This is a genomic window from Sphaerisporangium corydalis (genome assembly GCF_025506355.1).
Classification (GTDB): domain Bacteria; phylum Actinomycetota; class Actinomycetes; order Streptosporangiales; family Streptosporangiaceae; genus Sphaerisporangium; species Sphaerisporangium corydalis.
Genome location: NZ_JANZYP010000062.1, coordinates 1 through 26050, shown reverse-complemented (window position 1 = coordinate 26050; position 26050 = coordinate 1). Strand labels below are relative to the sequence as shown.

Sequence of the window (26050 nt, the reverse complement as noted above, 5' to 3'; positions counted from 1 at the left end):
CGGAGCACAGGCCGATGACCCCGACCGGAGGGGACGCGGCGGCCAGGACCGCGCGACGTCCCTCGTTCATCATCACGATCGACGTCGAGGCGGACGACTGCTGGGGGGACCAGACGTCGATCCGCACCGCCAACGCCGCCCACCTGCCACGGTTCCAGGCGCTGTGCGAACGGTACGGGCTCCGCCCGACGTACCTGGTGGACTGGGCCATGGCGCGCGACCCCGCCTTCCAGCGGTTCGGCCGGTCGCTGACCGAACGCGGCGCGGGCGAGATCGGGATGCACCTGCACGCCTGGACCACCCCGCCGCTGGTGCCGCTGACCGCCGCCGACCACCGGTTCAAGCCGTTCCTGACCGAGTACCCCGAGGACGTCATGGCGGCGAAGGTCGAGACCGCGACGCGGATCCTGACGCAGACCTTCGGCGTCGCGCCGGTCAGCCACCGCGGGGGGCGGTGGGCGCTCGACGAGACCTACGCCCGCGTCCTCGTCGGGCACGGGTACCTCGCCGACTGCTCGGTGACGCCGCTCGTCTCCTGGGCGGGGACCCTGGGCGCCCCCGGCGGGGCGGGGCTGCGGGACTACTCGGCCTTCCCGGCGCGCCCCTACTTCCTGCACCCCGCCGACATCGGCAGGGCCGGGGACTCTCCGCTCCTGGAGGTGCCCATGACCATCGTCCCCCGGCGGCACGGGCCCCTGGCCGCGCGCGCGGGCCGCTTGCTGCGCCGGGGCCGGGTGACCCGGCGGGCCGCCCGGCTGCTGTTCCCCGAGACGGTGTGGATGCGGCCCGACGGGCGCAACCGCCGCGCCATGGCCGAGGCGCTGCTCCGGGACGACCGCGACCACGTCGAGTTCATGCTGCACTCCTCGGAGCTCATGCCCGGCGGCAGTCCCTGCTTCAGGACCCCGCGGAGCGTCGAGGCCCTCTACCGCGACATGGAGTCCCTGTTCTCGGCCGCCGCCGGCCGGTTCCAGGGGCGCACCCTCGCGGAGTACCGCGCGGAGTTCGCCGCCAGGGACGGACACGCGACGGGCGCTCTTCCCGATCCGGTTTAGGGGGCCCGCCATGGTCCTGCACGTCTGCGAGGTGATCAGGTCGCTGGACGTCGGCGGCGCGGAGGTGCTCCTCGTCGAGAGGCTCCGCGCGGCGCGCGGCGGCAAGCGCTACACCGTCGTGTGCATGCGGGCCTCGACCCCGGAGCTGATCGACCGGTTGCGGACGGCCGGGATCGCCGTGGTGGACCTGAGCCGGCACCGCGGCCCGGCCTGGCCGGTCGCGCTCGCCCGTACGGTGCGCCGGCTGCGGCCCGACGTCCTCAACATCCACTCCCCGCTGCCCGCGGCGGTGCTCCGCCCGGCCTCCCGGCTCTGGACCCCGCGTCCCGCCGTGATCTCGACCGCGCACAGTGTGCGCTACCGCCTGCCCGTCCTGCTCCTGGACCGGGCCACGGGGTGGATGGACACCCGGACCGTCGCGGTGTCGCCGCAGGTCGCCAGGAGCGTCACCGTCTGGGGGGCCCGCCGCCCCCTCACCCGGATCCACGGCGTCGACGTCGCCGGGCAGCGCCGGCGGGCCGCCGACGCGGAGCGCATCCGCCGGGAGTGGGACGTGCCCGCGGGCGCCTTCCTGGTGGTGCACGCCGGGAGCTTCCGCCCGGTGAAGAACCACGCCCTGCTGGTGCGGGCCGCCGCGCAGGTGAGCGCCCGCGCGCCGCGCGCCCTGTTCCTGCTCGCGGGATCCGGCCCGCTGTTCAGGGAGACCGCCGACCGGGTCGCCGCCCTCGGCCTGGGCGGGACCGTCCGCCTGCTCGGGCCGGTGCGCGAGGCGTCGCGGCTGGTCGCCGCCGCGGACCTGCTGGTCCTGTCCTCCACCTACGAGGGCCTTCCCGTCGTCGTCATGGAGGCGCTGGCTGCGGGCGTCCCGGTGGTGGCCACCGACGTCGGGGGCCTGCGCGACCTGATCGTGCCGGAGCGCAACGGGCTGCTCACCCGGCCTGGCGACGCGACGGCGCTCGCGGGCGGGATCCTGCGCGCGATGAGGGGCGAGGTGCACGCGCGGCTGCGCGAGGGGGCGCGGGCGGCGGCCGATCCCGCGGACATCGCCGCCACGGCGGACTGGTTCGAGGCCCTGTACGAGGACGCCGCCCGGCCCGCCGCCCGCCGGCCGTGATCCGGCGGGCCGGGCGCGGTGGACCGGGGTTCACCGCAGGATGTTCTCCGGGACCACCTCGCGGCCGGCCGGCCGGACCCTGACCCGTCCCAGCGCGTCGCGCAGGTCGGCCCTGCACGGCAGGAGCGCCGAGACGGGCAGCCCGGCCGACCTGACCAGCCACGCCACCTTCACGATGGTGAGCGCCACGTAGGTCAGCGACGACACCAGGGCCGCGCCCGCCGCGCCGTGGACCGGGATCAGCATCAGGTTGAGCAGGACGTTGGCGGCCAGCGCGACCAGGGCGAGCGCCGTGAGGGTCATCGGCCGCTCCAGGCGTACCAGGTACTGGTCGACGGGCCGCATGAGCGTGAGCGCGACCATGCCGGGGCCGAGGATGACCAAAGGCGCGACGCTCCCCGTGAACGAGCGGCCGTACACCAGCGGGATCAGCACGGGGGCCACCGCCGCCACCGTTCCGATGAACGCCGTGGACACCACCAGGTTGAGGCGCATCGCGTGCGCGGTAATCTCACCGGCCTCGCGCAGGTCCCCCACGGCCTGGCGGGGGAGGACCACCTGGCTGATCGCCTCCGCGGGGATCCGGGTCTGGTCCAGCAGGGCGACGGCCACGGTGTAGAGGCCGACCGCGGCCACCGAGTCGAGATCCTGCAGGAGCAGGACGTCCACGATCAGCAGGAGGTGGAACGCCACCGGCCCCAGATGGTAGCGGCCCCCGAGGGCGAGCTGCCGGACCGCGAGGCACAGGTCGGCGTCGCGCAGCGGCCACGGGCGGAGCGCCCTGAGGAAGACCAGGCAGGGGACGATCATGGACACGGTCCAGCAGGCGACGGCCCGTGAGAGCGTCATCGCGCCGGCGAGGGCCAGGGCGACGGCGGGCAGGCACTGCGTCAGCCCGCTCGCGACCGACGCCCTCCCGACGACGCGCGTTCCCGACCTCAGCAGCGCCAGGCCGGTGAGGTTGACCGTGACGACGCCGAACGGCACGCCGAGCAGTGCCAGGCAGGCGAGTTGCGGGGGCGCGGGCAGGATGCCGGCGTAGGCGAGGGCGATCCCGGCGGCCGCGGTGAGGGTGCCGAGGACCGCGCCGAGGATCAGGGCGTTGACGGTGAGGGCGTGGCGGGTGGCCTCGCCGGCCCACAGGGAGATCTGCGTCTGCTCCACGGACAGGTGGCCGACCACCATGGCCGCGTAGGCGATCGTCGTGACGACGGCGTACCCGCCCCTGCCCTCGGGGTGGAGGTTGTGCGCGATGAGCAGTCCGGTGATCATGGCGAGCACCAGCCGTACCACCCTGCTCGCCATCATGCGCAGGGCCCGTTCCAGCGGCGGGTTCATGTGCGCGGCACGGGAGAGGGGCGCCCGCCGGTCGTCTCCGGCCGTCCCGGCCTCGCGGACGGGCCGGTATCGCGGGGGCGTCTCGTCCAGGCCACCGCCGCCAGCAGGCTCACCGCCATGACGATCGGCATCCGCTGGCGGAAGATGAGCCCGATGTTCGCCATCGTCGTGGCGTAGGCGATCGTGCCGGGGACGATGAACAGGAGCAGGATCAGCAACGTGCTGGGCCGCCTGCGCCACACCAGGCGCGCACCGCTCACCGCGTAGACCAGCACGACGTACCAGATCAGTGAGTCGATCTTGCCGAGCTGCAGGGACGTGCTGCCGTCGGTCCAGGGGAACGGGGAGAACAGGGTGTACAGCAGTTTGCCGCCCAAGGCGCTCCACGGGTCGCCGCCGTCCTCGAACACCACCCCGGAGCCGGAGCCGGAGTTCGAGCGCCGGGCGCCGGCGGACTGCCCCTGGTCGAGCTGCGCCAGCATCGACTCGGCGGGCGCGCTGTTCAGCACGGCACCGGACACGAACAGCATCGCCGTCAGCCCCGCGGTCGCGAGGAACAGGGTCCGCAGGGAGAGCATCCGCTTCAGGCCGGTGACGCCGACCAGCAGCGGGAGCACGCACATGAACACCATGTACGGCCGCACGTACCACAGCAGCCACAGCATCGGCCCCAGCAGCAGGAGCCGGAACAGGTCGAACCGCCGGACGAGCGACACGCCGATCCCCAGGGACGCCACGACCAGGAACGCGTTGAAGCCGTCCTTGTAGGTGTCGGAGGTGTGCAGGAGGAACCCCGGCATGAACGCGGTCACCACCAGGAGCTTGAACGCCCCCCGGTCGTCGGCCCCGACCAGCAGGGCGAACCTGTACATGACCACGCACAGCATGCAGGCGATCAGCGCGACCACGGCGGTGCAGGCCAGCGGCGCCGGCCCTCCGCAGATGAGGACGATGAAGGCGAACACCTGGCAGGCCACGCCCACGGCGGACAGCGAACCCGAGTCACCGGGCGTGAGGCCGCCGTGCACGCCCTCACGCCGCCACTGCTCGGCGATGTCGATGGCCTTCAGCTCGTACCAGACGTTGTCGCCGCCGTAACCGATGGCCGCGCCGCGCTCCAGCGTCAGGTGGACGACGAGCCGGAGCGCGAAGGCGATGAGCAGAACAGGCAGAACACGTCGCGCGGTCTTCTCCGTCAAGTTGGCGTGCACGAGAAAGACGAGCGCCGCGAGAACGGCGATGACGACGACGATTTCCATTGAAGCCGGCCTCCAGCCGAGCCGACGACGATTGACTCCGCGACGGTGACGCTAACGTCGGCGGGGGTACGACATCTCTCCGGGACGGCGCGATGGCCTGACGATTGTCCGTGCTTGGAGGATTCTTTTCGATCGGCCCCGGCTTCGGCGCCGGGATGGCGGCGGAACTCCGGCCTCATTGATCGGGTGCCGTGACATGCGGCTTTTGTCGGCTTGTCGACCGGCGATACGAGCCGTCGAATCCGGCGAACCCGGCGTGTCGCCAGTGGGTTCCGGCCCGGAGGCACGCCTGTGGCCGCCTATCGGGTGCCTCGCGTAAATCCCCTGACGGCGGATGGGCCGGATACGAAAACGGTTCCCCTACCGCAATCTGATCATGAGCGAGTAGCGAATGAGGAAACACTTTGCCGCGACCGCTACGGTGCCGGTGGCCGAATCGAATAGCGGGCTAGTTTCGTCAGCGTGGCCAGGCCCAACGTCGAGGAGCCCTTGTGAAGCCGGACAGCCGAATACGGGTAATGGAGATCATCGCGCGGTTGAACGTCGGCGGGCCGGCGACACAGATCACCGGATTGAGCGAGCGGCTCGACCGGCGGGAGTTCGACCACCGGTTGTACGCGGGACAGGTCGAGGGCGACGAGGCCGCCCACGGCGAGGACGTCCCCGCCGCGGAACGGCTGCCCGTCCACCGGATCCCCGGGCTCGGCCGCACGGTCCGCCCCGGGGACGACCTGCGCGCGCTGGCCCACCTGGTCGGGGCGATGCGCCGGTTCCGCCCGCACGTCGTGCACACCCGCACCGCCAAGGCCGGCGCACTCGGGCGCGTCGCCGCCTGCGCCTCCGGTGTCGGCCCGGCCCGGATGCACACCTTCCACGGGCACCTCCTGCACGGGTACTTCACCGGCGCGCGGCGTTCGGCCTACGTACGCTCCGAGCGGGTCCTCGCCTCGCTGTCGCACCGGCTGGTGGCCGTGGGGGAACAGGTGCGCGACGACCTCCTGGACGCCGGGATCGGCCGGCGCGAGCAGTACTCCGTGGTCCCGCCCGGTGTCCGCATCGGACCGGTCCCCGGCCGCAGGGAGGCGCGCCTGGCGCTGGGCCTCCCCCTCGACGCCCCCGTGGTCGCCTACGTCGGCAGGCTGACCCGGGTCAAGCGGCCCGACCGGCTCGCCGCCACGGCGCGCGCCGTGCTGGACCGCGTGCCCGGCTGCCGCTTCGTCGTCTGCGGAGGCGGCTCGCTGCTGGGCGAGCTCGAGCGCGACATCGCCCCCTTCCGCGCCTCCTTCGACCTGCTCGGCTGGCGCAGCGACACCGAGACGGTGTACTCCGCGGCGGACGTGGTGCTGCTGACCTCCGACAACGAGGGCATGCCGCTGACCCTGGTCGAGGCGGGCATGACCGGGACCCCGGTGGTGTCCACGCGGGTCGGCAGCGTCGCCGAGATCGTCAAGGACGGCGAGACGGGCCTGCTCGCCGGCACCGGCCCGGACGAGCTGGCGGCCCAGGTCGCCCGCCTGCTCACCGACCCGTGCCTTGCGAGGCTGCTGGGCGAGGCGGCCCGCGCCTGGACGACGGCCTCGTTCTCGGTGGAGCGCCTGGTGGCCGACACCGAGTCCCTCTACCGATCGCTGCACCGGCGGCGGCGCGCCGGGCGCCGTCTCCGCACCAGAACGGCCAGGGGTGCCCGATGAGGGTCCTGGTGACCGGAGGCGCGGGGTTCATCGGCGCCAACCTGTGCAAGGCGCTCGCCGACCGGCCAGAGATCGAGCGGCTGACGGTGCTGGACGACCTCAGCGGCGGGGACCTGGTGAACCTCGGCGGCGTACGGGCCGACTTCGTGCTGGGCAGCATCCTGGACCGCCCGCTGCTCGCGGAGCTGGTCGCGGACGCCACGACGGTGATCCACCTGGCCGCCCGGCCGTCGGTGCCCCGCTCCCTCGCCGACCCGGTGACCTCGCACACCGTCAACGCCACCGGCACCCTGAACGTGCTCGAAGCCTGCCGGGCCACCGCCCCGCACGTGATCATCGCCTCCTCCTCGTCGGTGTACGGCGACGTCATCGAACCGTGCAAGCACGAGGAGCTGCCCACCCGGCCGCTCAGCCCGTACGGCGCCAGCAAGCTCGCCGCCGAGTCCTACGCCCTGGCGTACGCCGCCGGCTTCGGGCTCCCGGTCCTCGCGTTCCGGTTCTTCAACGTCTTCGGGCCCCTGCAGCAGGCCGACCACGCCTACGCGGCGGTCGTCCCGGCGTTCACCTCGGCGGCCCTGCTCGGGCAGCCGGTGCCGATCCACGGTGACGGCAAGCAGTGCCGGGACTTCACCTACGTCCAGTCGGTGACCGACGTGGTGACCGACGCGGTGCTGCGCCGGGTGACGAGCCCGAAGCCGGTGAACCTCGCCTTCGGGGCCAAGGTGTCGCTGCTCGACCTCGTCGACGCGCTCGCCGCCGTCCTGGACCGCCCGGTGCGGACCTCGTTCCTGCCCGCGCGCAGGGGCGACATCCGCGAGTCGCGGTCCTCACCGCGGCTGCTGCTCGACCTGTTCCCCGACGCCGCCGCCGTCCCGCTGGACGAGGGGCTGCGCCGGACGGTGGCCTGGTTCGAGATGACGATGGGCTCAGGGGCGCGCCGCCGCGCGGAGCCCGACGCGGGCGCCTGACGGCGCACCCGTCACCCGCCACCGCCCAGCCAGCATGTCCTCGCACGCCAATAGGAGAAGCCGTGAACGACTCGGCAAGGAAGACGTACCTCATAACCGGAGGGAGCGGGTTCATCGGCTCCCATCTGACCGACTCCCTGCTCGCCCGCGGGGACTTCGTCGTCGTCCTGGACAACCTCTCGACCGGGCGCCTGGCCAACATCGCCCACGTCCTCGACCACCCGCGCCTGCAGTTCGTCCAGGGGTCGGTGCTGGACGAGCTCACGGTCGACGAACTGGTCCACCGGTGCGACATCGTCGTCCACCTGGCCGCCGCCGTCGGGGTCAAGCTGATCGTCGAGCATCCTCTGCGGTCGCTCACGACCAACATCCGGGGTTCGGAGAACGTCATCGAGGCCGCGCACCGCTACCGGCGGAAGATCCTCATCACCAGCACGAGCGAGATCTACGGGAAGAACTCCAACGGCCCGCTGTCGGAGCTCGCCGACCGCATCCTCGGCAGCCCGGCCGTCGTCAGGTGGGCCTACAGCACCGCCAAAGCCGTGGACGAGATCCTCGCCAACGCCTACCACAAGGAACGCGGCCTGCCGACGATCATCGTCCGGCTGTTCAACACCGTGGGACCCCGGCAGAGCCCCTCGTACGGCATGGTGGTCCCCCGCCTGGTCAGGCAGGCCGTCGGCGGCCTGCCGCTCAGCGTCTTCGGCGACGGCACCCAGACGCGGTGCTTCGCCCATGTCGCCGACGCGGTCGAGGCCCTGCTCATGCTCCTCGACAGCGACGAGGCCGTCGGCCAGACCTTCAACGTCGGGTCCAACGCCGAGGTGAGCATCCTGGAACTGGCCAAGGCGATCATCGACAAGACCGGTGCCGTCGCCGGCATCGAGCACATCCCGTACGCCGAGGCGTACGAGGAGGGGTTCGAGGACATGGCCCGCAGAGTCCCCGACACCACCAAGCTCCGCCGGCTCACCGGCTGGGCGCCGACCCGCTCTCTCGACGACATCCTCCAGGAGACCATCGCCGAGGCGCGCACCGAGATGACGGCGTCCGCCCGATGAGATCGTCGGCCGTCGCCATGGCCGGGGTCGCGGCACTGCTGCTCACCACGGCCGGCATCCACCCGCTCACCCGCCTGGCGCTCCGCTTCGACCTGACCGACCGGCCGGGCGGGTACAAGGCCCACGGCCGCCCCGTGCCCTACATCGGAGGCGTCGCGATCCTCGCGGGGACCGCGGTCCCCGCCACCGTCTTCCTCGGGCTCGCCGACGACCAGGTCGGCATCCTGCTCATCGGCGCCGCGGTCGTGGCGATGCTCGGCCTCGTCGACGACATCGTGGCCCTCACCCCCGCCACGCGGCTGTGCGTCGAGGCGCTGGTGGCGAGCGGCGTGGTGCTGAGCGGCGTGCAGATCCCGCTGACCGGCGGCTGGCCGGACGGCCTGGTCACCGTGCTGTGGATGGTCGTCATCACCAACTCGTTCAACCTTCTCGACAACATGGACGGCGCCCTCGGCGCGACGGTGGTGGTCGGCGCCGGGCTCCTGGCGGCGGGCGCGTTCGTCCACGGCAGCCCGTCGACCGGTCTGCTGCTGGTGACGCTCGCCTTCGCCGCTCTCGGTTTCCTGCCGCACAACTGGGCGCCCGCGAAGGTGTTCATGGGGGACTCGGGGTCGCTGTTCATCGGTTTCGTCATCGCCGGGTCCGCCGCCTCGCTGGCCACCCACCAGGCCACCGAGGCGGTGGTGGCGAACCTGCTCCTGCCCACCTTCGTCGCGACCGTCGACACCGGTGTCGTGCTGCTGTCCCGGCTGTGGACCGGCCGCCCGCTGATGCGGGGCGGCACCGACCACCTGTCCCACCGCCTCCACCGGCTCGGGATGGGCACCAGGCGGACGGCGCTGGTGCTCGCCGCGGTCACGGCCGCGGCGGGAGGCCTGCACCTCGCGATGGCCCTGGGGCTGGCGTCCCCGCTGATCGCGACGATCGGGGCGCTGGGCGCGGCGATCCTCCTGATCGGCCTGCCCCAGAGGGTGTCGGTCTCCTCTCCACGCCTGTCCCACACTCCTTCGATGAACATCAGCGAAAGGCAATGACCTGTGGAACTCATCTATTACGTTCGGCTGGCGCGCCGGAACTGGTTCGCCATCGTGCTGTCACTGATCCTGGCCATGGGGACGTCGCTGGTGGTGACCGCGAACACCTCGCCGAAGTACCAGGCGATGACGACCATGCTCGTGTCCGGATACGACAAGCAGGGCAGCCTCGCGACCGCGCTCCAGGCGGGGGCGCTCTCCCAGCAAAGGGTGCAGTCCTACGCCAACCTCATGGCCAGCCGCCGGGTGGTCGGCCAGATCGTCCCGCGCAGGGAGATCGCCGCCGTACAGTCCAGCATCAAGTCCGAGGCCATCCCGCTGACCATGCTGCTCCGTGCCACGGTCACCGACGTCGACCCGCGTCGCGCGGCGCAACTGGCCAACAGCCTGGGCACGGCGTTCGCCCGGGTGATCGACGAGATCGAACGCCCAGGTCACGCGAGCCAGTCCACCGTCAGGGTGACGGTGGTGGACCGCGCAGAGGTGCCCCAGCGGCCGGTCAGCCCCCGGCCGCTGGTCAACATGGCGGTCGCGCTGCTGATCGGACTGCTCGTCGGGCTCATCGGGCTCGCCGTCCGTGACCGCCTCGACACCCGCATCAGGACGAGCGAGTCCCTGCACCGGCTGTCCAAGAGCCCCACGCTCGGCATCATCGAATACGAGAGCGGCGCCCGGCGCGACCCGCTGATCGTCCGGCAGGGCGGCAGGTCATCACGGGCGGAGTCGTTCCGCTCGCTGCGGACCAACCTGCAGTTCCAGGGGACCGACAAGCGGGCCCGGTCACTGGTCATCACCAGCTGCCTGCCCGAGGAGGGCAAGACCTCGGTCGCCGTCAACCTGTCGATCACGTTCGCGCAGGCCGGCTGGCGGGTCATGCTCGTGGAAGGCGACCTGCGCCGCCCCCGCATCCCGAAGTACCTCGGCATCGAGGGGTCCGTCGGCCTCGCCGACGTGCTGACCGGGCAGGCGAAGGCGCCCGACGTCATCCAGAGCTGGGGCAAGCACGACCTCTTCGTCCTGCCGGGCGGGCAGATCCCCACCAACCCCAGCGAGCTGCTCGGCTCCCAGTCGATGCGCGAACTGATCGGCCGCTTCACCGCCGACTACGACATCGTGATCATCGACGCTCCGCCGCTGCTCCCCGTCACCGACGCGGCCACACTCGCCGCCATCTGCGATGACGTGCTCCTGGTCGCCAGGTACGGCAGGACACGGCAGGAGCAGGTCCTGCGGGCCGGAGAACTGCTCTCCTCGATCAACGCCCATCTGGTCGGCACCGTGCTGAACTTCGTGTCGACCAAGGCGGGACAGACCTACGGATACGCCCATCGCCCCGGCTACGAGGCGAACGTCAACCCGGAGAACACAACTCTTGTGGGTGTGTGATCCCGGCGGTCAGCAGGTCCAGCGGCGCGGCCAGCGCGCCCGAGATCCGGCGGGCCGAGATCCGGTAGGCGCGCATCGAGCAGCCGTACGGATCTGCGACATCGGGCTGGTCCACCCGGACCAGCCCGCGGAGCATGTGCACCTCCGCGAGCAGCCCGCGCGCCCGCTCCACCGGATCGGTGTACCGGGTCACCCTGCCGGGGCGCACGGCCTCGGCCAGCGTGCCGAACTCCACGATCGTGAAGACCCGCACCGCCGCCGGAGGGTACAGCGAGACGACCCTGGCCCGGTGCTCGCGGGTCGCGGCCAGCACCAGATCGGCCTCGCCGACCAGTTGCGACGTGAGCCGGCGAGCCGTGAACCCGCCCGGGCCGGCGCCCTTCTCCGCCAGCACGCGAACCGCCTCGGGCGTCATCCTCGACCCCGGCATCGCCGCGGTCCCCGCGCTTTCCACCACGATCCGCGAACCACCGCCGAGCGCCGCCACCATGAGCCGCTCGGCGATCGGCGACCGGCACATGTTGCCCGTGCACACGAAAAGGAGCCGGAAGCTCGGCGCGACCGGCGGGGGCGGCTCCTCGGGCACGGCGTCCACGGGTGCCCCGGACGTGGACAGGTGGTTCGAAGGTGGCCCGGCACCGCTCCGGTGCCGGAGCAGGAATATGTCACTCATCAGGCTGATCATTGGTGTTTTGGAGGCACCTTTCATGGCGCCACGGTAGGTGTTCCCCCCAGCCGGTCCGCTGTCCGACGCGCGGTTTTTACCGTTTCCGCACGGTCCGGCGCGGCACTCCCCCAGGTCACGAGGCGCAGCCGTGCGGGTCCACGACGACCCCGACCCGCTGGGGACGCACCAGAGGCTGCACGGGGACCGAGGGCGCGCCACCGGCGTCGGGTTCCACGAGATCCAGCTCGATCGTCCTCGACCGCCTCGGCCCGAGCTCCAGCACGGCGGAGTACACCGGATGGGATCGCTCGACCTCTTCGATCATCCTTGTCCGTTCTCCGTCGATCCGCGCCTCGCTCAGCCGGGACCCGACCGACGCGTACAGCGACACCCACGACCGGTTGGACCCGACGGCGGGGGGATGCGACGGCGTGTCGAGCCTGCCGGTGACGTAGCCGGGGAGCGGCCCGCCCGGGACGGCGTTGGTGAGCCGGATCCGCACGCGCGTGGCGCGCGTCCCGTCCCGGCACGGGCCGAGCCGGTAGTCCACCTCCCGCTCCAGGTAGTAGTCGAGCTTTCCCCCGGCCGAGTTGTTGACCACCAGCCCCGCGTACGGCCCCTGCCGCTCCGGCAGCACGCCGCCGAGAGGCGTGCCCGCGAGACGCGACTCCTCCACGTCCCTGCGGCTCCAGATCTGGATCCTGCGCTCCCCCGCCATCCGCGTGAGGACCGGGAGGATGCGGGAAGGCGTCGCGGACGTGCGGGGGATCGCCTTGGCGACCGCCTCGGCGATCGTGATGAGGAAGCGTTTGCGCTCCATCGGGTCGCTGTAGCGCGCGTAGGCGGCACGCTCGGTCAGGTCGACGACGTTCGCCGAGGTCACCGCCTCGCCGCCGGGAAGGCTGACGGGCCCGATCACTTCGAGAAGGCCGGCCATGCCGACCGGGTCGATCGCGAGGGCGCCGTCCAGCCGCTGGTGGGCCTCCCGCTCCCACAACCCCGTCCAGGTGACGGCCGCGTAGGGGAAGTGCGGGGAGAGGTTCGAGATGGACAGCATCTTGGTCGCGCTCGGGCCGTACCGGCCGAGGTAGGCGGGCCCGTGGTCGGCCACGGCAGCGGAACTGACCGCGAGCCCGGTGTTGGCCGACAGCCCGGTGACCCTGATCTTCCCGTGCCGGGCGGTGAGCAGACCGAACGCGCCCACCAGCCCGCCGGTGCCCCGCGCCTCCGCGTTGGTCTGGAAGGCGAGGAAGTAGCGCCGTTCCCCGGTGTGGCCCAGCATCGGGGGCAGCAGGGCCGCGCCCGTCGCCGCGTCGCCGAGCCGGGCGCGCAGCCCGTCGATCTCCCGTAGCGCCGTGTTCCGCGCCTGGTTCAGCGAACCGGCTCCGGTGTCCGCCGGGGTCGCGGCCAGTACGGCGCTCGCGTGGCCGAGCCGGGAGGCCGCGTCGGTGAGGACCGGGGCCGCCGCGTCCAGGTCGGCGAGCAGCCGGCGCATGTCGCCGAGCGAGCGCTTCCTCATGGTGAGGAACGGCGCGCCGGCCCGCTGCACGTCGGCCAGCACCCCGGTCAGCTCCGCCGCGCTCACGGCCAGCCCGCGCATGGTCGTCGCCGCGTCGCCGACGACGGGAAGGCGCGCGACCGTCCACCAGGCCGGGCCCGAGGTGAGCCGGCGCGCCTCGGCCGCGTGCGCCCGGGCATCGGCGATCGCGGCGGACATCCGGCCGGCGTCCCCCGAGGTCATCGTGGCGCGCAGCCGGAACAGGCCGTCCCTGACCGCTTCGAGATGGTCACGGGTGCTCAGCGCGAGGTGGGCCGACCAGCAGCCGGCCAGCACCAGGCCCGCGCCGGCGGCCGGCGGGAGCGTGAGAAGGATCTTGCGGCGTCCGCTACCGGCCACGGCACGACCGGCGGCGCCATCGGGCGGCGAACAGGACGGCGGTGCCCCCGGCGAGCAGGCCGGCGGCCAGCGTGAGCAGTGCGGCAACGGGCGCGCCGGTGAACGGGAGGCGCGCCGAGGGCTTCCGCGCCTCGGCCGCGCCGGCCGTCGCCCCCGGAGGGCGGGTGTCCGGCTGGGCGGCGGCGGCCGGAGCGTGGTGGGGCCGCGCGCCGTCCCCGGCGTGGGGCGCCCCGGCGTCGTGCGCCCGCGCGTGGAGGTCGCCGTGCCGGGACCCGTGTTCCCCTCGGCCCCCGCCGCCGGTCGACTCCTCGCCGACGGTGACGGTCCCGGCTTCGATCAGCTCCCCGGACGGGCCGATGCCTGCCGGTTCGACAGACCCGTCCGCGAGCTCCGGCCGCCCGGTCCCGCCGCGACCCTCGGGCCGGCCCCGGTCCCCGGGACGGCCTTGACCCGCGGAACCGTTCGTCGAGGTCGCGGAGGGGGACGGGGGGCATGGCGCGGACGTGCGGGGGACGACATTGCTGGGCGGCGAGCTGAGGCCAGCGGCGTTCCGCGCCACGATGTAGTAGGAGATCAACCCGCAGACGGTCCGGGTGTCGACATAGGTGAGGACGTTGGCGGGCACGGTCGCGATCAGCCGGTAGGGCGAACCGCTGGCGTAGATGTCGTAGGCGACCACGAGCCCGACGCTCGTGGACGCCTGCCAGGTCAGAGTGAACGTCCCGTCGACGGACGGGGTGCCCGCGGCGTCGGTCGGGGGGAGCGGCGGCTGGGGACTGGGGGGGTACGGCGCCTCCTCCGGCGCCTGGGGGATCACCGGCATGACGGTGGCGGCGGTCGCGGTCCCCGCGGACCCGGGCAGCGCGCCGCCCGCGACGGTCATCGCGAGAAGCACCGGCATCACATACTTTCCAACCATTCCAGACTCCCCGATGGCGAAGATTCGGCATCGCGGACAGCCGCCCGACAGCAGACATGTCCGCAGAATCCCTGTATCCCCCACCACGGGGTGAACGAATTGCCCAGATCACGGCCCTTGCCGAAAGATCACCTAATTATCGGGACGTATCAGGAGAAGTCTCGCCGCCCCTGTTCAGCCGGCGCGCGAGGACCTGCGGCGGCGCACGACGATCACCGTGCTCGCGCCCAGCACCAGCAGGCCGCTGCCGAGACCGGCCAGAGCGGCCACCGGCGCGCCCGTGAACGGCAGGTTGCGAGGCGCGGCATGCTCGCGAGGAGGTGCCGCGTGCTCGCCGTACGACGCGCCGGGCGCCCCGCCGAAGTAGGAGGAGCCGTCGTGGTACCCGCCGCCGTGCCTGCGGTCGGCCGATCCCTCGACGTGGACTTTCTTCCCGGCTTGGATGATTTCTTCGTTTCCATTTCCGCGGTGATGCCCGGAATGGTATCCACTGGGGCGATGCGGCCTTCTGGCGTATCGCGTGACGATATTACTCCTGCGGGATACATTGCCCGCTGCATCGCGTGCCTTCACGAAATAGGACACACGAACATGAAGAGGCTGAACATCGGTATAAGTCAGGACGTCCCCTGACACGCTCGCGATGAGGTGGAACGGGGAACGCGAGGCGTAAATGTCATAAGCGGCGACTCCGACATTATCGGTGGCCGCATCCCATTCCAGGACGATATCGCCTTCGTCCTCGAAATCATCGCCGTCGTCGTCGCCGTCCTCCCAGTCCACGTCGTCGCCGTCGTCCGAGACGATCATGAGGTGGCGGGGCCGGGTCGGGGGATCGACGTCGGGGGCGGGCGGATAGGGCTGTGCCATCGGTGAGAGGTGGATCACCGGCGAGAAGGATCGTGCGGTGGCCGCTCCGGCTGCTCCGACCGTCAGACCACCTGCGACCATCACCGCCACGACTACAGGTACGATGTTATTTCCAGCCATTCCGGACTCCCAATGAGCGATGATTCGGTTCACGCAAGCTCGCCCACTTGCCAGGCGACATGACGACGAACCCCGTTGTATCGGCACATGGAGCCAAGAACGTCCGTGTGGCACACGCCTTTACTGAAAGATCACATACTGATCTTCATTAAATTGAACGAAGAAAAGGCCCCCGCCGCGGGAGGGGTTCGCGGCGGGGGCCTTCTCGGGGAAAGGAAAGTGCCGGTTCAGCGGCCGACGTTGGCCGGGTGGCCGACGGCCAGGCCGCTGTCGGTGTCGAAGAAGTGGAGGTTCTGGGTGTCGACCACCAGGTCGACGTTCTGCCCGGGGCGGACGGCGCTGCGGGCGTTGACGCGGGCGGTCCACAGCGACTTGTCGCCGATGAGGGGCAGCACGGCCGCTTCCTCGTCGTCACCGGTGTCCTGCGCGGCGACGGTGTCCTTGTGCTCGACCGGCGGGGCGTCGATGAGGAACAGGACGTTGATCTCGCTGCCCAGCTCCTCGGTGACCTCGGCGCGGGTCGGGATGCGGGCCCAGTTGACCGAGCTGCTGTTGGCGGCGGAGGAGTCCTCGAAGTCGGAGGGCCGGATGCCGAGGATCAGCTTCTTGCCGAGGTACTGGTCGAGGCCGGGCTTCTCGGCGAACGTCGATTCGGGCACGGGCAGCTTCAGGCCCGCGAACGCCACGGCGGCGCCGCCGTCGTTGCGCACCAGCTCGGCGTTGACGAAGTTCATGGACGGGGAGCCCATGAACCCGGCGACGAACAGGTTGACCGGGCTGTCGTAGAGGTTCGTCGGGGTGTCCACCTGCTGGAGGATGCCGTCGCGGAGCACGCAGACCCGGTCGCCCAGCGTCATGGCCTCGACCTGGTCGTGGGTGACGTAGACGGTGGTGACACCGAGGCGCTCGTGCATCTGGTTGAGCGAGGCGCGCATGGAGACGCGGAGCTTGGCGTCCAGGTTGGACAGCGGCTCGTCCATGAGGAACGCCTGCGGCTCGCGGACGATGGCACGGCCCATGGCGACACGCTGGCGCTGGCCACCGGACAGGGCGGCCGGCTTGCGCTTGAGGTACTGGTCGAGGCCGAGCATCTTGGCGGCCTCCTGAACCCGCTTGGAGATCTCGGCCTTGGGCATCTTGCGAAGCTTCAGGCCGAAGGCGAGGTTCTCCTCGACCGTCATGTGCGGGTAGAGCGCGTAGTTCTGGAACACCATCGCGATGTCGCGGTCCTTCGGCGGCAGGTGGTTGACCACCCGGTCGCCGATCGCGATCTCGCCGCCGCTGATGTCCTCCAGGCCGGCGATCATCCGCAGCGCGGTGGATTTACCACAACCGGACGGCCCGACGAGGACCATGAACTCACCGTCCTGGATCTCCAGGTCGAGGCCGTTCACCGCCTTCACACCGCCGGCATAGATCTTGTCAACTTTGCGCAGAATGATTGATGCCATGACAGTCCTTCGTGCGTCCGGGTGCCGCCGGATGTGGATACGTTTTCATGAATCTCATCTGAATCGGACATGTCTGTCAAGCCCCTGCGAAATATAGGCTCATCACGCACTTCGGATACCCCTCCGAGCTTGGCGTCCCGGTGGAATCCATGATGGAATCGTTTCCATGAGGGTGAACGGGCAGCGCCGTACGACGATCAAGGACGTGGCCGAGGCCGCGGAGGTGGGGGTCGCGACCGTGTCGCGCGTGTTGTCGGGAACGGGCTCCTCCAGCCCGGCCACGCGGGAGAAGGTCATGGCGGCCGCGGCGCGGCTCGACTACCGCCCGAGCGCCCTGGGCCGCAACCTGCGCCGGCAGCGTACGGGCGGCATCGGCCTTCTCATCCCCGACATAACAGACACCTTTTATGGGCGGCTCGCCGACGGCGTCCTCACCTGCGCCCAGTCGGCGGGCGAGCCGGTGATGATCGGCACCACCGGCGACGACCCCGAGCGGGAGGCCGAGCTGATCGGCTCGCTGCTGGAGGAGAGCGTCGAGCGGGTGATCGCGGTGCCGTGCGGCGACGGCGAGATGTGGGGGCCGGCCTTCCGCGCCGGGCTCAGCGTGGTCTTCGCCGAGCGCCCGGTCCAGGGGCGCGAGAACGTCCCCTCAGTGGTGACCGACGACCGCACGGGGGTCCGCACCGCGGTCGAGTACCTCGCCGGGCTCGGGCACCGGCGCATCGCCTTCCTGGCCAGGCACGGGCAGGCGCAGCGCGTGCGCGCCTTCCGCGAGTCGCTGGCCGCGCTCCGGGTGCCCGTCGACGACGAGCTGATCGTGTACGCCCACGCCTCGCGCGACTCGGCGTACGCCGCCGCCGCCGGGCTCTTCCAGCACCGGCCCGACCTCACCGCGGTGCTGGCCGGGGGGAACATCCTCGGCGAGGCCGCGGTCCTGGCCGCCAAGGAGCTGGACTTCCGGGTGCCGCGCGACGTCTCCCTGATCATGTTCGACGACGTGCCCTGGGCCGAGCTGTGCTCCCCACCGCTCACGGTGATCTCCCAGCCCGCCCAGGACATGGGCTACCGCGCCGCCGAACTGGTGCTGCGCGAGGGCCGCAGGTCGCGCACGGTCATGCTGCCCACCGAGCTGATCGTCCGGGGGAGCTGCGGCCCGCGCCGCTGAGCGCCGGTCCTAGCCGACCGCCTTCTCGATGGCCTCGACGACGGCCGCGTCCTCGGGGTCGGTGCGGGGCCGGAACCGGGCTACGACGTTCCCCTCGCGGTCCACCAGGAACTTCTCGAAGTTCCACTGCACGTCGCCGGCGTCACCCGAGGCGTCGGGGACCTCCACCAGCGACGCGTACAGCGGGTGGCGTCCCTCCCCGTTGACGTCGGCCTTCTCCAGCAACGGGAAGTCCACGCCGTAGGTCGTGACGCAGAAGTCCTGGATCTGCTCGGCCGACCCCGGCTCCTGTCCGGCGAACTGGTTGCAGGGCACGCCGACCACGGTGAAACCGCGCTCGCCGAACCGTTCCTGGAGCCGGACCAGCCCGGCGTACTGAGGGGTGAGGCCGCATCTCGAGGCCACGTTGACCACCAGGGTGGCCTTGTCACCGGCGAGCTGTCCCAACGTGGTGGGTGCGTCTGCCAGCGTGCGTACCGGAATATCCCGAAGACTCATGAAACCACCTTAATCAGGCGCTCGCGTCCCGTGCGGCTCGCCGGTGACGACGGGGCCCCGGTCCCGTGTCCACGGGCGGTCCCGCGCCAAACCTCAAGTCATCGCCATTTCCGTTCCACGCGGTGACCTCCCCCAGCACGACGCGCGCCAACGCGTCGCCGCGAGACGGCAGAGATGTCGCACATGACCGGTAAACACCTCCCCCAGGCGTGTCGCGAATGACGGATCCCGGGCGGATCGGCAACTAGAAACCGCCCTAGAACCCGTCGCGGCGCCTTCCGGGGGGCACCAGTGCCCTCAACCGATTCCGGAACGGCCACGCGGACGTGCCGCGCCCGAGCCACGGGCGCGGCACGAGGCGGCCGCCTACGGGTGGCCGCCGTCCCGCACGCGGCCCGATGAATAGGACAGAGTTGGACAGTAAGCGCGCATTTTGTGGCGCAGTCGCGGCCGTCATCGCCGCCGCCGCCCTCAACGGGACGGCGGGAGAGGCACAGGCCCTCACGGGGGCCGAGGGCACGGCCGACACCATCACCGGCACGGCGGAACCCGCCGAAGCCCGCACCGGTCCGGCGGAGACGCCACTCGCACCGGTGACCCTCTTCCCGCTCCGCGCACGGCCCGCGAGCGCCACCTGGACCCGGGCCCGGCCCGGGACACCGATCTGGACCCGTACGGGCCTGACGGTGCTCGCCGGCGGCCTCACCGGGACGAGGGCGGCCGCCAGGAAAGGGAGAACGACCCGCGAGGCGAGGACGGCCAGGAGGATGCCCTACCGGGTGCACCGCCGCGTATGGCGGACCTCCGCACGTCCGAACGTCCGCAAATGGGCGCCCACGACGCCCAAGGGCAGGAACAAGGCGATCGCGTATCGCCTGGTCACCCAGAGATCCTGGCCGGTGACCCAGTTCCGCTGCCTCGACAGCCTGTGGACCAGGGAGAGCAACTGGAACCACCGGGCGCAGAACCCCTCGTCAGGGGCCTACGGCATCCCGCAGGCCCTTCCGGGGACCAAGATGGTCGGCGTCGGCCACGACTGGCGGGTGAATCCCGCGACCCAGATCCGCTGGGGACTGAAGTACATCCGGGGGCGCTACGGCTCGCCGTGCGGCGCATGGGGACACTTCCGGTCGCACAACTGGTACTGACGCCGGGCAGGAGTGCCCAGGGGAAGGGCGCACTCCGGCGCCCGGGGGGCTCACCCCCGGGCGCCACCCCGTCCGGCGGCCTTGGACTCGCGCAGCTGCACCGCTATCGCCCGGATCAGCATGTCCAGCCCGTACTCGAACGACTTCTCGTGGTCGCCCGCGCACAGATGCGTCGCCACGGCGCTCACCTCGGGGAACAGTGTGGTGTCGACGTCGGGCGGCAGGTCCGCGCCTCCCAGGTTGCCGGGCGCGAACGTGGGCGTCACGCCGACCTCGCGCAGCAGCGACCCGATAATGTAGGCGATGAAGGCGCGCAGGATCTGCACCGCGTCCTCGCCGTCGAAGCCCGCGTCGCGCAGCGTCGCGAGCGCCCGTTCCACCGGGAACAGCCCGGCCGGCGACTTGAGCTGGCGGCTCACCACGACCATGGTGGAACGCGGGTAGCCGTGGGCGATCTGCCGGAACGCCCGCGCCTGGATGCGCACCCGCTCGGTCCACTCGGCCGAGGGGTCGTCGTCGAAGGAGATCTGCGACAGCACGGCCTCGGCGACCGCGTCCAGCAGGGCCGCCTTGTTCGGCACGTGGTTGTACAGCGACATGACGCCCACGCCGAGGTCGGCGGCGATCCGCCGCATCGAGATCGCGTCCGCGCCCTCGCGCTCGATCAGGTCGATGGCGGCGGCGACGATCCGTGCTCGGGATAGGGGTGCCATAGTGTCATTATCTCCTGGTGCATTGACGCACGTACAGCGTACGTGCCACCCTCCAATGGTACGTACGGTGTACGTTCTCCCCGCCTGGAGGCCTCTGTGTCGACGCACGAGCTCTACACGATCCCCGCCGAGCTCTCCACCTGGGACGTGGGGATGGCCGGCTCCTCCCGCTTCACCTGGGAGTACGACGAGGGCCGTGACCGCATGCTCGCCCTGTACCAGAAGGGCAAGGACAAGCAGTGGGACTCGGTCAAACGTATCGACTGGGGCCTTGAGGTCGACCCCTACGACGTGCTCGGCATCCCCGACCAGTCCATCGCCATCTACGACACCCCGTTGTGGCACAAGATGGACGACAAGGCGCGCAAGGAGGTCAGGCGGCACGGCGCCTCCTGGCAGTTCTCGCAGTTCCTGCACGGCGAACAGGGCGCGATGATCTGCTCGGCCCGCATCGTCGAGTCGGTGCCCGACCTGGACTCGAAGTTCTACGCCGCCACGCAGACGATGGACGAGGCCCGGCACGCCGAGACCTACGCGCGCTTCCTGCAGGAGAAGGTGGGCATCGCCTACCCGATCAACAAGTACCTCAAGTCCCTGCTCGACGACACCCTCAGCGACTCGCGCTGGGACATGCCCTACCTCGGCATGCAGGTGCTCATCGAAGGACTGGCCCTGGCCGCGTTCGGCGTGATGCGCGACATCACCACCAAGCCCCTGCCGAGGCAGATCCTCTCCTACGTCATGCAGGACGAGGCCAGGCACGTCGCCTTCGGCCGGATGGCCCTGCGCGACTACTACAAGCAGCTGTCGGAGTCCGAGCTGCGCGAGCGCGAGGACTTCGTCATCGAGGGCTGCTACCTCATGCGCGACCGGCTGCGCGGCATCGAGCAGTGGGAGAACATGGGCCTGACGCCCGACGAGGTCAAGCAGGCCATGAAGGCCGTCGACGAGTCGGAGTACCTCAAGCTCTTCCGCTCGCTGCTGTTCAGCCGCATCGTGCCGTGCGTGAAGGACATCGGGTTGTGGAGCGAGCGCCTGCAGAAGGCGTACGCGGACATGGGCGTGCTGGAGATGGCCGGGCAGAGCCTCGACAAGCTGATGAAGCAGGACGAGGACATCGCCGAGAAGCTGGACGCCGAGCGCTTCGCGGCCGAGCACACCGAGCGGGCCGAGGAGATCGCCCAGACCATCGGCCTCGGCACCGGCGACGCCGCTGACGCCGAGGCCGGGGACGCCGAGGCCCGTAACGCCGGGGTCAGGGCGAGCTGAGCACGAACACGAGCGCGCCCGTGGCGAGGGCGGCCACGCCCAGCCACGCGAGCGTGGCGTCGGCCTGGTCGTCCAGCGGAACCTCCCCGCGCAGCGCGCTCTGGACGCGCCGGTGCCGCACGCCGCTCCTGGCCAGCAGGACGGCGCCGCAGAGGGCCGCGAGGACGAACGGGATCGCGATCAGGCCGTTGCCCGTGTGCCGCCCGGCGATGCCCGCCGCGCCGAGCCCGCCCGCCGCCAGCGCGGTGGCGGTGCGGATCCAGGCCAGCAGGGTGCGCTCCACGTGCAGCCCGGCCGGCCTCGGCGGGCCGGCGTTCACCGGGCCAGGACGATGAGGACGAGCGCGAGCACGGCCACCGCCGCGATGCCGTACCCGAACAGCGGGGCCAGCGCGAGCGGCGGGATCGGCGCCTGGCGCCGCAGGGCCCGCTGCACGAGGCGCCAGCGGGGGTAGGCCATGGCCGCGGCCAGCGCCGACAGCAGGACCAGGACGACCGCGAGTGCGGTGCGCACCCAGGGGACGAAGACGTCCCTCGGGACGGCGGCCATGGCCACGCCGCCGGCGCTCAGCGCGAGCGAGGTGCTGAGCCACGTCAGAAATGTGCGCTCGTTGGCGAGCGTGAATCTGGGGTCCGGCTCGTTCCCCTCGACATCCATAAGAAAAGGGTAATTTATGCCCTTTCCCCCTAGAGATGTCGGGTTTTTCCTAGTTGATCAGGTGCACTCCTCGGCGGTCGTCTTGATCGCCTTCGCGGTGTCGGTCGCGACCTTCTGCGCCGCGTCCACCGCCTCGTTCGGATCGCTCACTTCGAGCTTCTTGAGGCTGGCGGCCAGATTCTGCAGTGCCTCGTTCAGCGTGGTGTTGCCCGCCGTGTCGGCCGCGTCCTCCAGCTTCGCGGCCCCGTCGTTCAGGGCCTTCTCCATCGCCTTGGGGTCGTTGACCAGACCTGAGATCTTGGCGCCGGTCTCGGCGATGACCTTGTTGGCCTCGATGCAGGCCTGGGCCTTGTCGACGGTGCTGCACCCCGATAGGAGCACGGAAAGACCGATGGCGGACGCTGCGGCCAGGGGGAGGAATCGCATGTCCAGCACACTAGCCAACTTCCCTCAGCACTGACCCGCCGCGAAGTAAAGCGCGAGATCGGGGTCGAGCGGCGGCACGTCCAGCGGCACCGACCCGTTGCGGAGCGACTCGGTGGCCAGCAGGCCCGCCGCGACGCTGTCCCTGGCCGCCACCGGCGAGGTGTCGGTGGCGCCGCCCTCGCGGGCGAAGCGCAGGAACTCGCCGACCAGCTCCTCGTCCGCGCCGCCGTGATCGCCCTCCCCCGCGTGGACCGGCACGCTCAGGTCGCCCTCGGGGTCGAAGCCGCGCCGGCCGGCGTTCCACACACGGACCACGGTGCCCGGCTCGGTGTCGCCGAAGTTCTCCAGGCGGCCCTCGGTGCCGATCACGGTGTAGTTGCGCCAGTAGTCCGGGGTGAAGTGGCACTGCTGGTAGCTGGCGAGGACCCCGTTCTCCAGCCGCATGTGCATCATCGACAGGTCCTCGACGTCCACCACCGGGTTCAGGCCCGTCTGCGCGAGCGGCGGCCAGTTGCGCGCCGGGTCGTACCAGCCGTCCGGCAGGCCCGGCGCGCGGTCGGCGATCCCCCCGTACACGGTCAGCGCGCCCATGCCGGTCACGCGGGCGGTCCGCGAGCCGGCCAGCCAGTGGATCACGTCGATGTCGTGGGCGCCCTTCTGGAGCAGCAGCCCGCCGGTGTTGCGCCGGTCGGCGTGCCAGTCCTTGAAGTAGTAGTCGCCGCCGTCCCCGACGAAGTGGCGGCACCAGATCGCCTTGACCTCCCCGATCGCCCCCTCGGCGATCAGCCGCCGCATCGTGCGCACCACCGGCATGTGCCGCATGTTGTGGCCCACGTACAGCCGGGCGCGCCGCTCGCGGGCCGTGCGCAGGATCAGGTCGCAGTCCGCGAGCGTGACCGCCAGGGGCTTCTCGACGAAGGTCGGCCTGCCCGACTCCAGCGAGCGCACGGCGAGCGCGGCGTGGGTGTGGTCGGGCGTCAGCACGAACACCGCGTCGACGTCGTCCGCGAGGAGATCGGCGAAGTCAGCCGTCGTCCTGATCCCGGGACCGAGGTCGCGGCGCGCGTCGGCGCGGGCCTGCTCGCTGGGGTCGCAGACCGCGACGACCCGGCTGCCCCGGCCTGGACGGTGCGCCTCCACGGCGACCGACCGGCGCAGCCCGAACCCCGCGACCCCGATGCGCAGCTCCATGTCGTCGCCCTTCATTGCCTATTTGTGCCGATTTATCAGGCTAATCAAGCACTTTAGAGCATGATGCTCTGCCGGCGAGCAGGGCGTCGCACCCGCCCCCCGGCCCGGCTCGGGGCGGGCGCCCGGCCGTCTCGACTACGATGCTCGCTGAAGGGGGGATCACTGTGGGTTGCGAAGACATGGTCATCGACACGGAGGCCGAGCCGCGCACGCCGGACGGCTGCGAGGAGTGCCTGGCCGAGGGCCGGCGGTACGTCCACCTACGCAAGTGCGTCGAATGCGGTCACGTCGGCTGCTGCGACTCCTCGCCCGGCCGGCACGCCACCGAGCACTACCACCAGACGGGCCACCCCGTGATGCGGTCGTTCCAGAGCGGCGAGGGCTGGCTCTGGTGCTTCATCCACGAAACCGTCGGCCACTCCACCCCCGTCGGCTGACGACCACCACGACCGAGGACCCTCACCGGCTCACGCGCGTCGCCTACTCTCGGGCGAGTGTGGCCTCCTCGTAGTCGAGTTCGCGGGTGACCCGGCGCAGCACCTCGTCGTCGATGCGGCGCTCGTCCCGCATCCGCACCAGCACCGTGCGCTCCGCCTCCAGCATCGCGCGCCGCAGCCTCCGATACAGCGCGCTCGGCGTCTCCTCGCCCTCGGGGCCGACGCCGCCGCCGAGGCGCTCCCAGGCGCCCATCGCCCGGCGCTCGGCCTGGTTGCGCAACCGGTCGACGACCTCGGCGTGCGTCTCGATGACACCGTCCTCGGTGAGCTCGTCCAGCCGGGCGAGCGCCGCGCCGGCCGCGGCCTGCTGCGCCGCCGCCTCGGAGAGGTTGTCCCGGTAGATCTCCTGGTCGCTGGTGACGCCCAGCTTCCTGATCAGCCAGGGGAACGACATGCCCTGCACCAGCAGCGTGCCGATGACCACGGTGAACGTCAGGAACAGCACCAGGTCGCGCTCGGGGAACCCGGCCGGCAGGGCGAAGGCCGCCGCCAGCGAGACCACGCCGCGCATGCCCGCCCACCCGATCACCGCGACGTGCGACATCAGCGGCCTCGGCTCGCCCTCGCGGATCTTACGGAACAGCAGGCGCGGCCCCCAGACGCCCGGGATCACCCAGATGATCCTTGCGACCACGACCGCCGCGAACACCGCCGCCGCGTAGGCCGCGACCCGCAGCGGGTCCTTGCCGCTGAGCCCCTGGAGGATGAGCGGGAGCTGGAGCCCGATGAGCACGAAGACGATGATCTCCAGGAAGAAGTCGAGCACCTTCCACATCGAGTACGACAGCACGCGGGTGCCGTAGTTGGCGCGGTTCATGCGGTGCCCGAGGAACACCCCGACCACCACGACCGACAGCACCCCCGAGGCGTGGACCGCCTCGGCCGCCAGGTACGACACGAACGGGATCAGCAGGGAGATCGTGTTCGTGATCAGCGGGTCCTCGATCAGGCCGAACAGCCGGCCGAACAGGTACGCCAGCACCAGGCCGATGACCAGGCCGCCGCCTGCGGCGTACACGAACTGCCCGACGCCCGAGGCGAGCTGCTCGAAGCCGCCCATCCCGCTGACCCCCTGGCCGACGGCCGCCGCCGCGGCCACGCGGTAGACGGTGAGCGCGGTGGCGTCGTTGAACAGGCTCTCGCCCACCAGGATGGTGATGATCTTGCGCGGGAGGCCGAGGCGCCGTGCCACCGCGACGGCGGCCACCGCGTCGGGCGGGGCGACGATGGCACCGAGCGCGAACGCGGCGGCCAGCGGGAGGCCGGGGATCATGGCGTGCGCCAGCAGGCCGACCACCGCGGCGGTGAACAGCACCAGCCCGACCGACAGCATCACGACGGGCCTGCGGAAGTCACGCAGGCGCAGGTAGGAGCTTTCCAGGGCCGCCGAGTACAGCAGGGGCGGCAGGAAGACGAGCAGCACCACTTCGGGGTCGAGCTCGTAGGCGGGCATGCCGGGAACGCGGGACCCGATCAGCCCGACCACCAGACCGGCGAGCACCAGCATCAGGGGAACCGACCAGCCCCGCCACCGAGCCAGCCACGCGACCGTGACCGCACCAGCGGGCAGAAGCAAAAACTGGAGCGCCATCGTAATGTTCATCGCCCAAAAGAATATGCCGCCCCCACCCCCTCAACACCGCCCCCCAACCCCAC

Annotated in this window: 25 protein-coding genes; 11 read left to right on the top strand and 14 right to left on the bottom strand. The window is 71.3% G+C overall.

Annotated features, from left to right (window positions below; genetic code table 11):
* Window positions 1-14: 14 nt before the first annotated feature.
* Window positions 15-1055 carry a polysaccharide deacetylase family protein gene (locus tag NYZ98_RS32195; protein ID WP_262847368.1) on the top strand — a complete coding sequence of 347 codons (1041 nt, stop codon included), beginning with the start codon at window positions 15-17 and terminating at the stop codon, window positions 1053-1055.
* 10 nt (window positions 1056-1065) lie between these two features.
* Entirely contained in the window at window positions 1066-2169 is a 1104-nt protein-coding gene (locus NYZ98_RS32190) for a glycosyltransferase (protein WP_262847367.1), read from the top strand.
* Between the two features lie 30 nt (window positions 2170-2199).
* Here the strand turns inward: NYZ98_RS32190 and NYZ98_RS32185 are convergent, their stop codons facing one another.
* Both NYZ98_RS32185 and NYZ98_RS32180 read right to left on the bottom strand, forming a co-directional pair.
* Complete coding sequence (locus tag NYZ98_RS32185) at window positions 2200-3507, bottom strand: lipopolysaccharide biosynthesis protein (protein WP_262847366.1); 1308 nt, start codon at window positions 3505-3507, stop codon at window positions 2200-2202.
* Entirely contained in the window at window positions 3504-4766 is a 1263-nt protein-coding gene (locus NYZ98_RS32180) for a hypothetical protein (RefSeq protein ID WP_262847365.1), read from the bottom strand. Before NYZ98_RS32180 ends, NYZ98_RS32185 begins: the two co-directional genes overlap by 4 nt.
* A gap of 518 nt (window positions 4767-5284) precedes the next feature.
* On the opposite strand from NYZ98_RS32180, the gene NYZ98_RS32175 reads away from it, so the two are divergent.
* The 5 genes from NYZ98_RS32175 to NYZ98_RS32155 all read left to right on the top strand — a co-directional run bounded on the left by NYZ98_RS32175 (window position 5285) and on the right by NYZ98_RS32155 (window position 10906).
* Window positions 5285-6457, top strand: coding sequence for a glycosyltransferase (locus NYZ98_RS32175; protein WP_262847364.1), 1173 nt, complete (start codon window positions 5285-5287; stop codon window positions 6455-6457).
* Window positions 6454-7425, top strand: coding sequence for an NAD-dependent epimerase/dehydratase family protein (locus tag NYZ98_RS32170; RefSeq protein WP_262847363.1), 972 nt, complete (start codon window positions 6454-6456; stop codon window positions 7423-7425). The genes NYZ98_RS32175 and NYZ98_RS32170 overlap by 4 nt, the downstream gene beginning before the upstream one ends.
* Window positions 7426-7487: 62 nt before the next feature.
* The gene (locus tag NYZ98_RS32165; protein ID WP_262847362.1) at window positions 7488-8486 is read left to right on the top strand and encodes a GDP-mannose 4,6-dehydratase; all 999 of its coding nucleotides are present in this window, start codon (window positions 7488-7490) and stop codon (window positions 8484-8486) included.
* A complete protein-coding gene (locus NYZ98_RS32160) occupies window positions 8483-9520 on the top strand; it encodes an MraY family glycosyltransferase (protein ID WP_262847361.1) in 1038 nt (345 codons plus the stop codon). Before NYZ98_RS32165 ends, NYZ98_RS32160 begins: the two co-directional genes overlap by 4 nt.
* A 3-nt stretch (window positions 9521-9523) precedes the next feature.
* Window positions 9524-10906 carry a polysaccharide biosynthesis tyrosine autokinase gene (locus NYZ98_RS32155; protein ID WP_262847360.1) on the top strand — a complete coding sequence of 461 codons (1383 nt, stop codon included), beginning with the start codon at window positions 9524-9526 and terminating at the stop codon, window positions 10904-10906.
* On the opposite strand, the gene NYZ98_RS32150 is transcribed toward NYZ98_RS32155, so the two are convergent.
* From NYZ98_RS32150 to NYZ98_RS32130, 5 genes are all read right to left on the bottom strand, one after another.
* Window positions 10872-11579 (bottom strand): arsenate reductase/protein-tyrosine-phosphatase family protein, encoded by a 708-nt coding sequence (locus NYZ98_RS32150; protein WP_262847359.1) that lies wholly within the window; start codon window positions 11577-11579, stop codon window positions 10872-10874. The two genes, NYZ98_RS32155 and NYZ98_RS32150, sit on opposite strands and share 35 nt — an antisense overlap.
* A gap of 127 nt (window positions 11580-11706) precedes the next feature.
* Entirely contained in the window at window positions 11707-13470 is a 1764-nt protein-coding gene (locus NYZ98_RS32145; RefSeq protein WP_262847358.1) for a DUF4012 domain-containing protein, read from the bottom strand.
* Complete coding sequence (locus tag NYZ98_RS32140) at window positions 13460-14389, bottom strand: hypothetical protein (protein ID WP_262847357.1); 930 nt, start codon at window positions 14387-14389, stop codon at window positions 13460-13462. Before NYZ98_RS32140 ends, NYZ98_RS32145 begins: the two co-directional genes overlap by 11 nt.
* 174 nt (window positions 14390-14563) lie before the next feature.
* Complete coding sequence (locus NYZ98_RS32135; RefSeq protein WP_262847356.1) at window positions 14564-15412, bottom strand: hypothetical protein; 849 nt, start codon at window positions 15410-15412, stop codon at window positions 14564-14566.
* Window positions 15413-15606: 194 nt separating this feature from the next.
* Window positions 15607-16830 (bottom strand): ABC transporter ATP-binding protein, encoded by a 1224-nt coding sequence (locus NYZ98_RS32130; protein WP_262847355.1) that lies wholly within the window; start codon window positions 16828-16830, stop codon window positions 15607-15609.
* A 166-nt stretch (window positions 16831-16996) separates the two neighbouring features.
* Between NYZ98_RS32130 and NYZ98_RS32125 the strand changes: the two genes are divergently transcribed.
* Window positions 16997-17995: a LacI family DNA-binding transcriptional regulator gene (locus NYZ98_RS32125; protein WP_262847354.1), complete on the top strand. Its 999-nt coding sequence runs from the start codon at window positions 16997-16999 to the stop codon at window positions 17993-17995.
* 9 nt (window positions 17996-18004) lie between these two features.
* On the opposite strand, the gene NYZ98_RS32120 is transcribed toward NYZ98_RS32125, so the two are convergent.
* Complete coding sequence (locus NYZ98_RS32120; RefSeq protein WP_262847353.1) at window positions 18005-18493, bottom strand: glutathione peroxidase; 489 nt, start codon at window positions 18491-18493, stop codon at window positions 18005-18007.
* A gap of 413 nt (window positions 18494-18906) precedes the next feature.
* Here NYZ98_RS32120 and NYZ98_RS32115 point away from each other — a divergent pair, with 413 nt between their 5' ends.
* On the top strand, window positions 18907-19641 hold the full coding sequence (locus NYZ98_RS32115) for a lytic transglycosylase domain-containing protein (RefSeq protein ID WP_262847352.1): 735 nt from the start codon (window positions 18907-18909) through the stop codon (window positions 19639-19641).
* 50 nt (window positions 19642-19691) lie between these two features.
* Here the strand turns inward: NYZ98_RS32115 and NYZ98_RS32110 are convergent, their stop codons facing one another.
* Window positions 19692-20354, bottom strand: coding sequence for a TetR/AcrR family transcriptional regulator C-terminal domain-containing protein (locus NYZ98_RS32110; protein WP_262847351.1), 663 nt, complete (start codon window positions 20352-20354; stop codon window positions 19692-19694).
* Between the two features lie 96 nt (window positions 20355-20450).
* On the opposite strand from NYZ98_RS32110, the gene NYZ98_RS32105 reads away from it, so the two are divergent.
* Entirely contained in the window at window positions 20451-21623 is a 1173-nt protein-coding gene (locus NYZ98_RS32105) for a ferritin-like domain-containing protein (RefSeq protein WP_262847350.1), read from the top strand.
* Here the strand turns inward: NYZ98_RS32105 and NYZ98_RS32100 are convergent.
* Genes NYZ98_RS32100 through NYZ98_RS32085 form a run of 4 tightly spaced genes read right to left on the bottom strand, consistent with a single transcriptional unit; the run spans window position 21610 to window position 23912 of the window.
* Window positions 21610-21942, bottom strand: a complete 333-nt coding sequence (locus NYZ98_RS32100; RefSeq protein ID WP_262847349.1) for a DUF202 domain-containing protein — start codon at window positions 21940-21942, stop codon at window positions 21610-21612. The genes NYZ98_RS32105 and NYZ98_RS32100 overlap by 14 nt on opposite strands.
* On the bottom strand, window positions 21939-22280 hold the full coding sequence (locus tag NYZ98_RS32095; RefSeq protein WP_262847348.1) for a YidH family protein: 342 nt from the start codon (window positions 22278-22280) through the stop codon (window positions 21939-21941). The genes NYZ98_RS32100 and NYZ98_RS32095 overlap by 4 nt, the downstream gene beginning before the upstream one ends.
* Window positions 22281-22337: 57 nt before the next feature.
* Window positions 22338-22706 (bottom strand): hypothetical protein, encoded by a 369-nt coding sequence (locus NYZ98_RS32090; protein ID WP_262847347.1) that lies wholly within the window; start codon window positions 22704-22706, stop codon window positions 22338-22340.
* Window positions 22707-22730: 24 nt separating this feature from the next.
* Complete coding sequence (locus NYZ98_RS32085) at window positions 22731-23912, bottom strand: Gfo/Idh/MocA family protein (protein WP_262847346.1); 1182 nt, start codon at window positions 23910-23912, stop codon at window positions 22731-22733.
* A gap of 164 nt (window positions 23913-24076) precedes the next feature.
* Here NYZ98_RS32085 and NYZ98_RS32080 point away from each other — a divergent pair, with 164 nt between their 5' ends.
* Window positions 24077-24334, top strand: a complete 258-nt coding sequence (locus NYZ98_RS32080) for a UBP-type zinc finger domain-containing protein (RefSeq protein WP_262847345.1) — start codon at window positions 24077-24079, stop codon at window positions 24332-24334.
* A 43-nt stretch (window positions 24335-24377) separates the two neighbouring features.
* Here the strand turns inward: NYZ98_RS32080 and NYZ98_RS32075 are convergent, their stop codons facing one another.
* Window positions 24378-25997: a Na+/H+ antiporter gene (locus tag NYZ98_RS32075; protein WP_262847344.1), complete on the bottom strand. Its 1620-nt coding sequence runs from the start codon at window positions 25995-25997 to the stop codon at window positions 24378-24380.
* Window positions 25998-26050: the final 53 nt, after the last annotated feature.

Excerpts from the sequence above, each read along its gene's own strand:
- NYZ98_RS32195 (WP_262847368.1), top strand. The coding sequence starts at position 15 with ATGACCCCGACCGGAGGGGACGCGGCGGCCAGGACCGCGCGACGTCCC.
- NYZ98_RS32190 (WP_262847367.1), top strand. The coding sequence starts at position 1,066 with ATGGTCCTGCACGTCTGCGAGGTGATCAGGTCGCTGGACGTCGGCGGC.
- NYZ98_RS32185 (WP_262847366.1), bottom strand. The coding sequence starts at position 3,507 with ATGAACCCGCCGCTGGAACGGGCCCTGCGCATGATGGCGAGCAGGGTG.
- NYZ98_RS32180 (WP_262847365.1), bottom strand. The coding sequence starts at position 4,766 with ATGGAAATCGTCGTCGTCATCGCCGTTCTCGCGGCGCTCGTCTTTCTC.
- NYZ98_RS32175 (WP_262847364.1), top strand. The coding sequence starts at position 5,285 with ATGGAGATCATCGCGCGGTTGAACGTCGGCGGGCCGGCGACACAGATC.
- NYZ98_RS32170 (WP_262847363.1), top strand. The coding sequence starts at position 6,454 with ATGAGGGTCCTGGTGACCGGAGGCGCGGGGTTCATCGGCGCCAACCTG.
- NYZ98_RS32160 (WP_262847361.1), top strand. The coding sequence starts at position 8,483 with ATGAGATCGTCGGCCGTCGCCATGGCCGGGGTCGCGGCACTGCTGCTC.
- NYZ98_RS32150 (WP_262847359.1), bottom strand. The coding sequence starts at position 11,579 with ATGAGTGACATATTCCTGCTCCGGCACCGGAGCGGTGCCGGGCCACCT.
- NYZ98_RS32140 (WP_262847357.1), bottom strand. The coding sequence starts at position 14,389 with ATGGTTGGAAAGTATGTGATGCCGGTGCTTCTCGCGATGACCGTCGCG.
- NYZ98_RS32130 (WP_262847355.1), bottom strand. The coding sequence starts at position 16,830 with ATGGCATCAATCATTCTGCGCAAAGTTGACAAGATCTATGCCGGCGGT.
- NYZ98_RS32125 (WP_262847354.1), top strand. The coding sequence starts at position 16,997 with ATGAGGGTGAACGGGCAGCGCCGTACGACGATCAAGGACGTGGCCGAG.
- NYZ98_RS32120 (WP_262847353.1), bottom strand. The coding sequence starts at position 18,493 with ATGAGTCTTCGGGATATTCCGGTACGCACGCTGGCAGACGCACCCACC.
- NYZ98_RS32110 (WP_262847351.1), bottom strand. The coding sequence starts at position 20,354 with ATGGCACCCCTATCCCGAGCACGGATCGTCGCCGCCGCCATCGACCTG.
- NYZ98_RS32095 (WP_262847348.1), bottom strand. The coding sequence starts at position 22,280 with ATGGATGTCGAGGGGAACGAGCCGGACCCCAGATTCACGCTCGCCAAC.
- NYZ98_RS32090 (WP_262847347.1), bottom strand. The coding sequence starts at position 22,706 with ATGCGATTCCTCCCCCTGGCCGCAGCGTCCGCCATCGGTCTTTCCGTG.
- NYZ98_RS32085 (WP_262847346.1), bottom strand. The coding sequence starts at position 23,912 with ATGAAGGGCGACGACATGGAGCTGCGCATCGGGGTCGCGGGGTTCGGG.
- NYZ98_RS32080 (WP_262847345.1), top strand. The coding sequence starts at position 24,077 with ATGGTCATCGACACGGAGGCCGAGCCGCGCACGCCGGACGGCTGCGAG.
- NYZ98_RS32075 (WP_262847344.1), bottom strand. The coding sequence starts at position 25,997 with ATGAACATTACGATGGCGCTCCAGTTTTTGCTTCTGCCCGCTGGTGCG.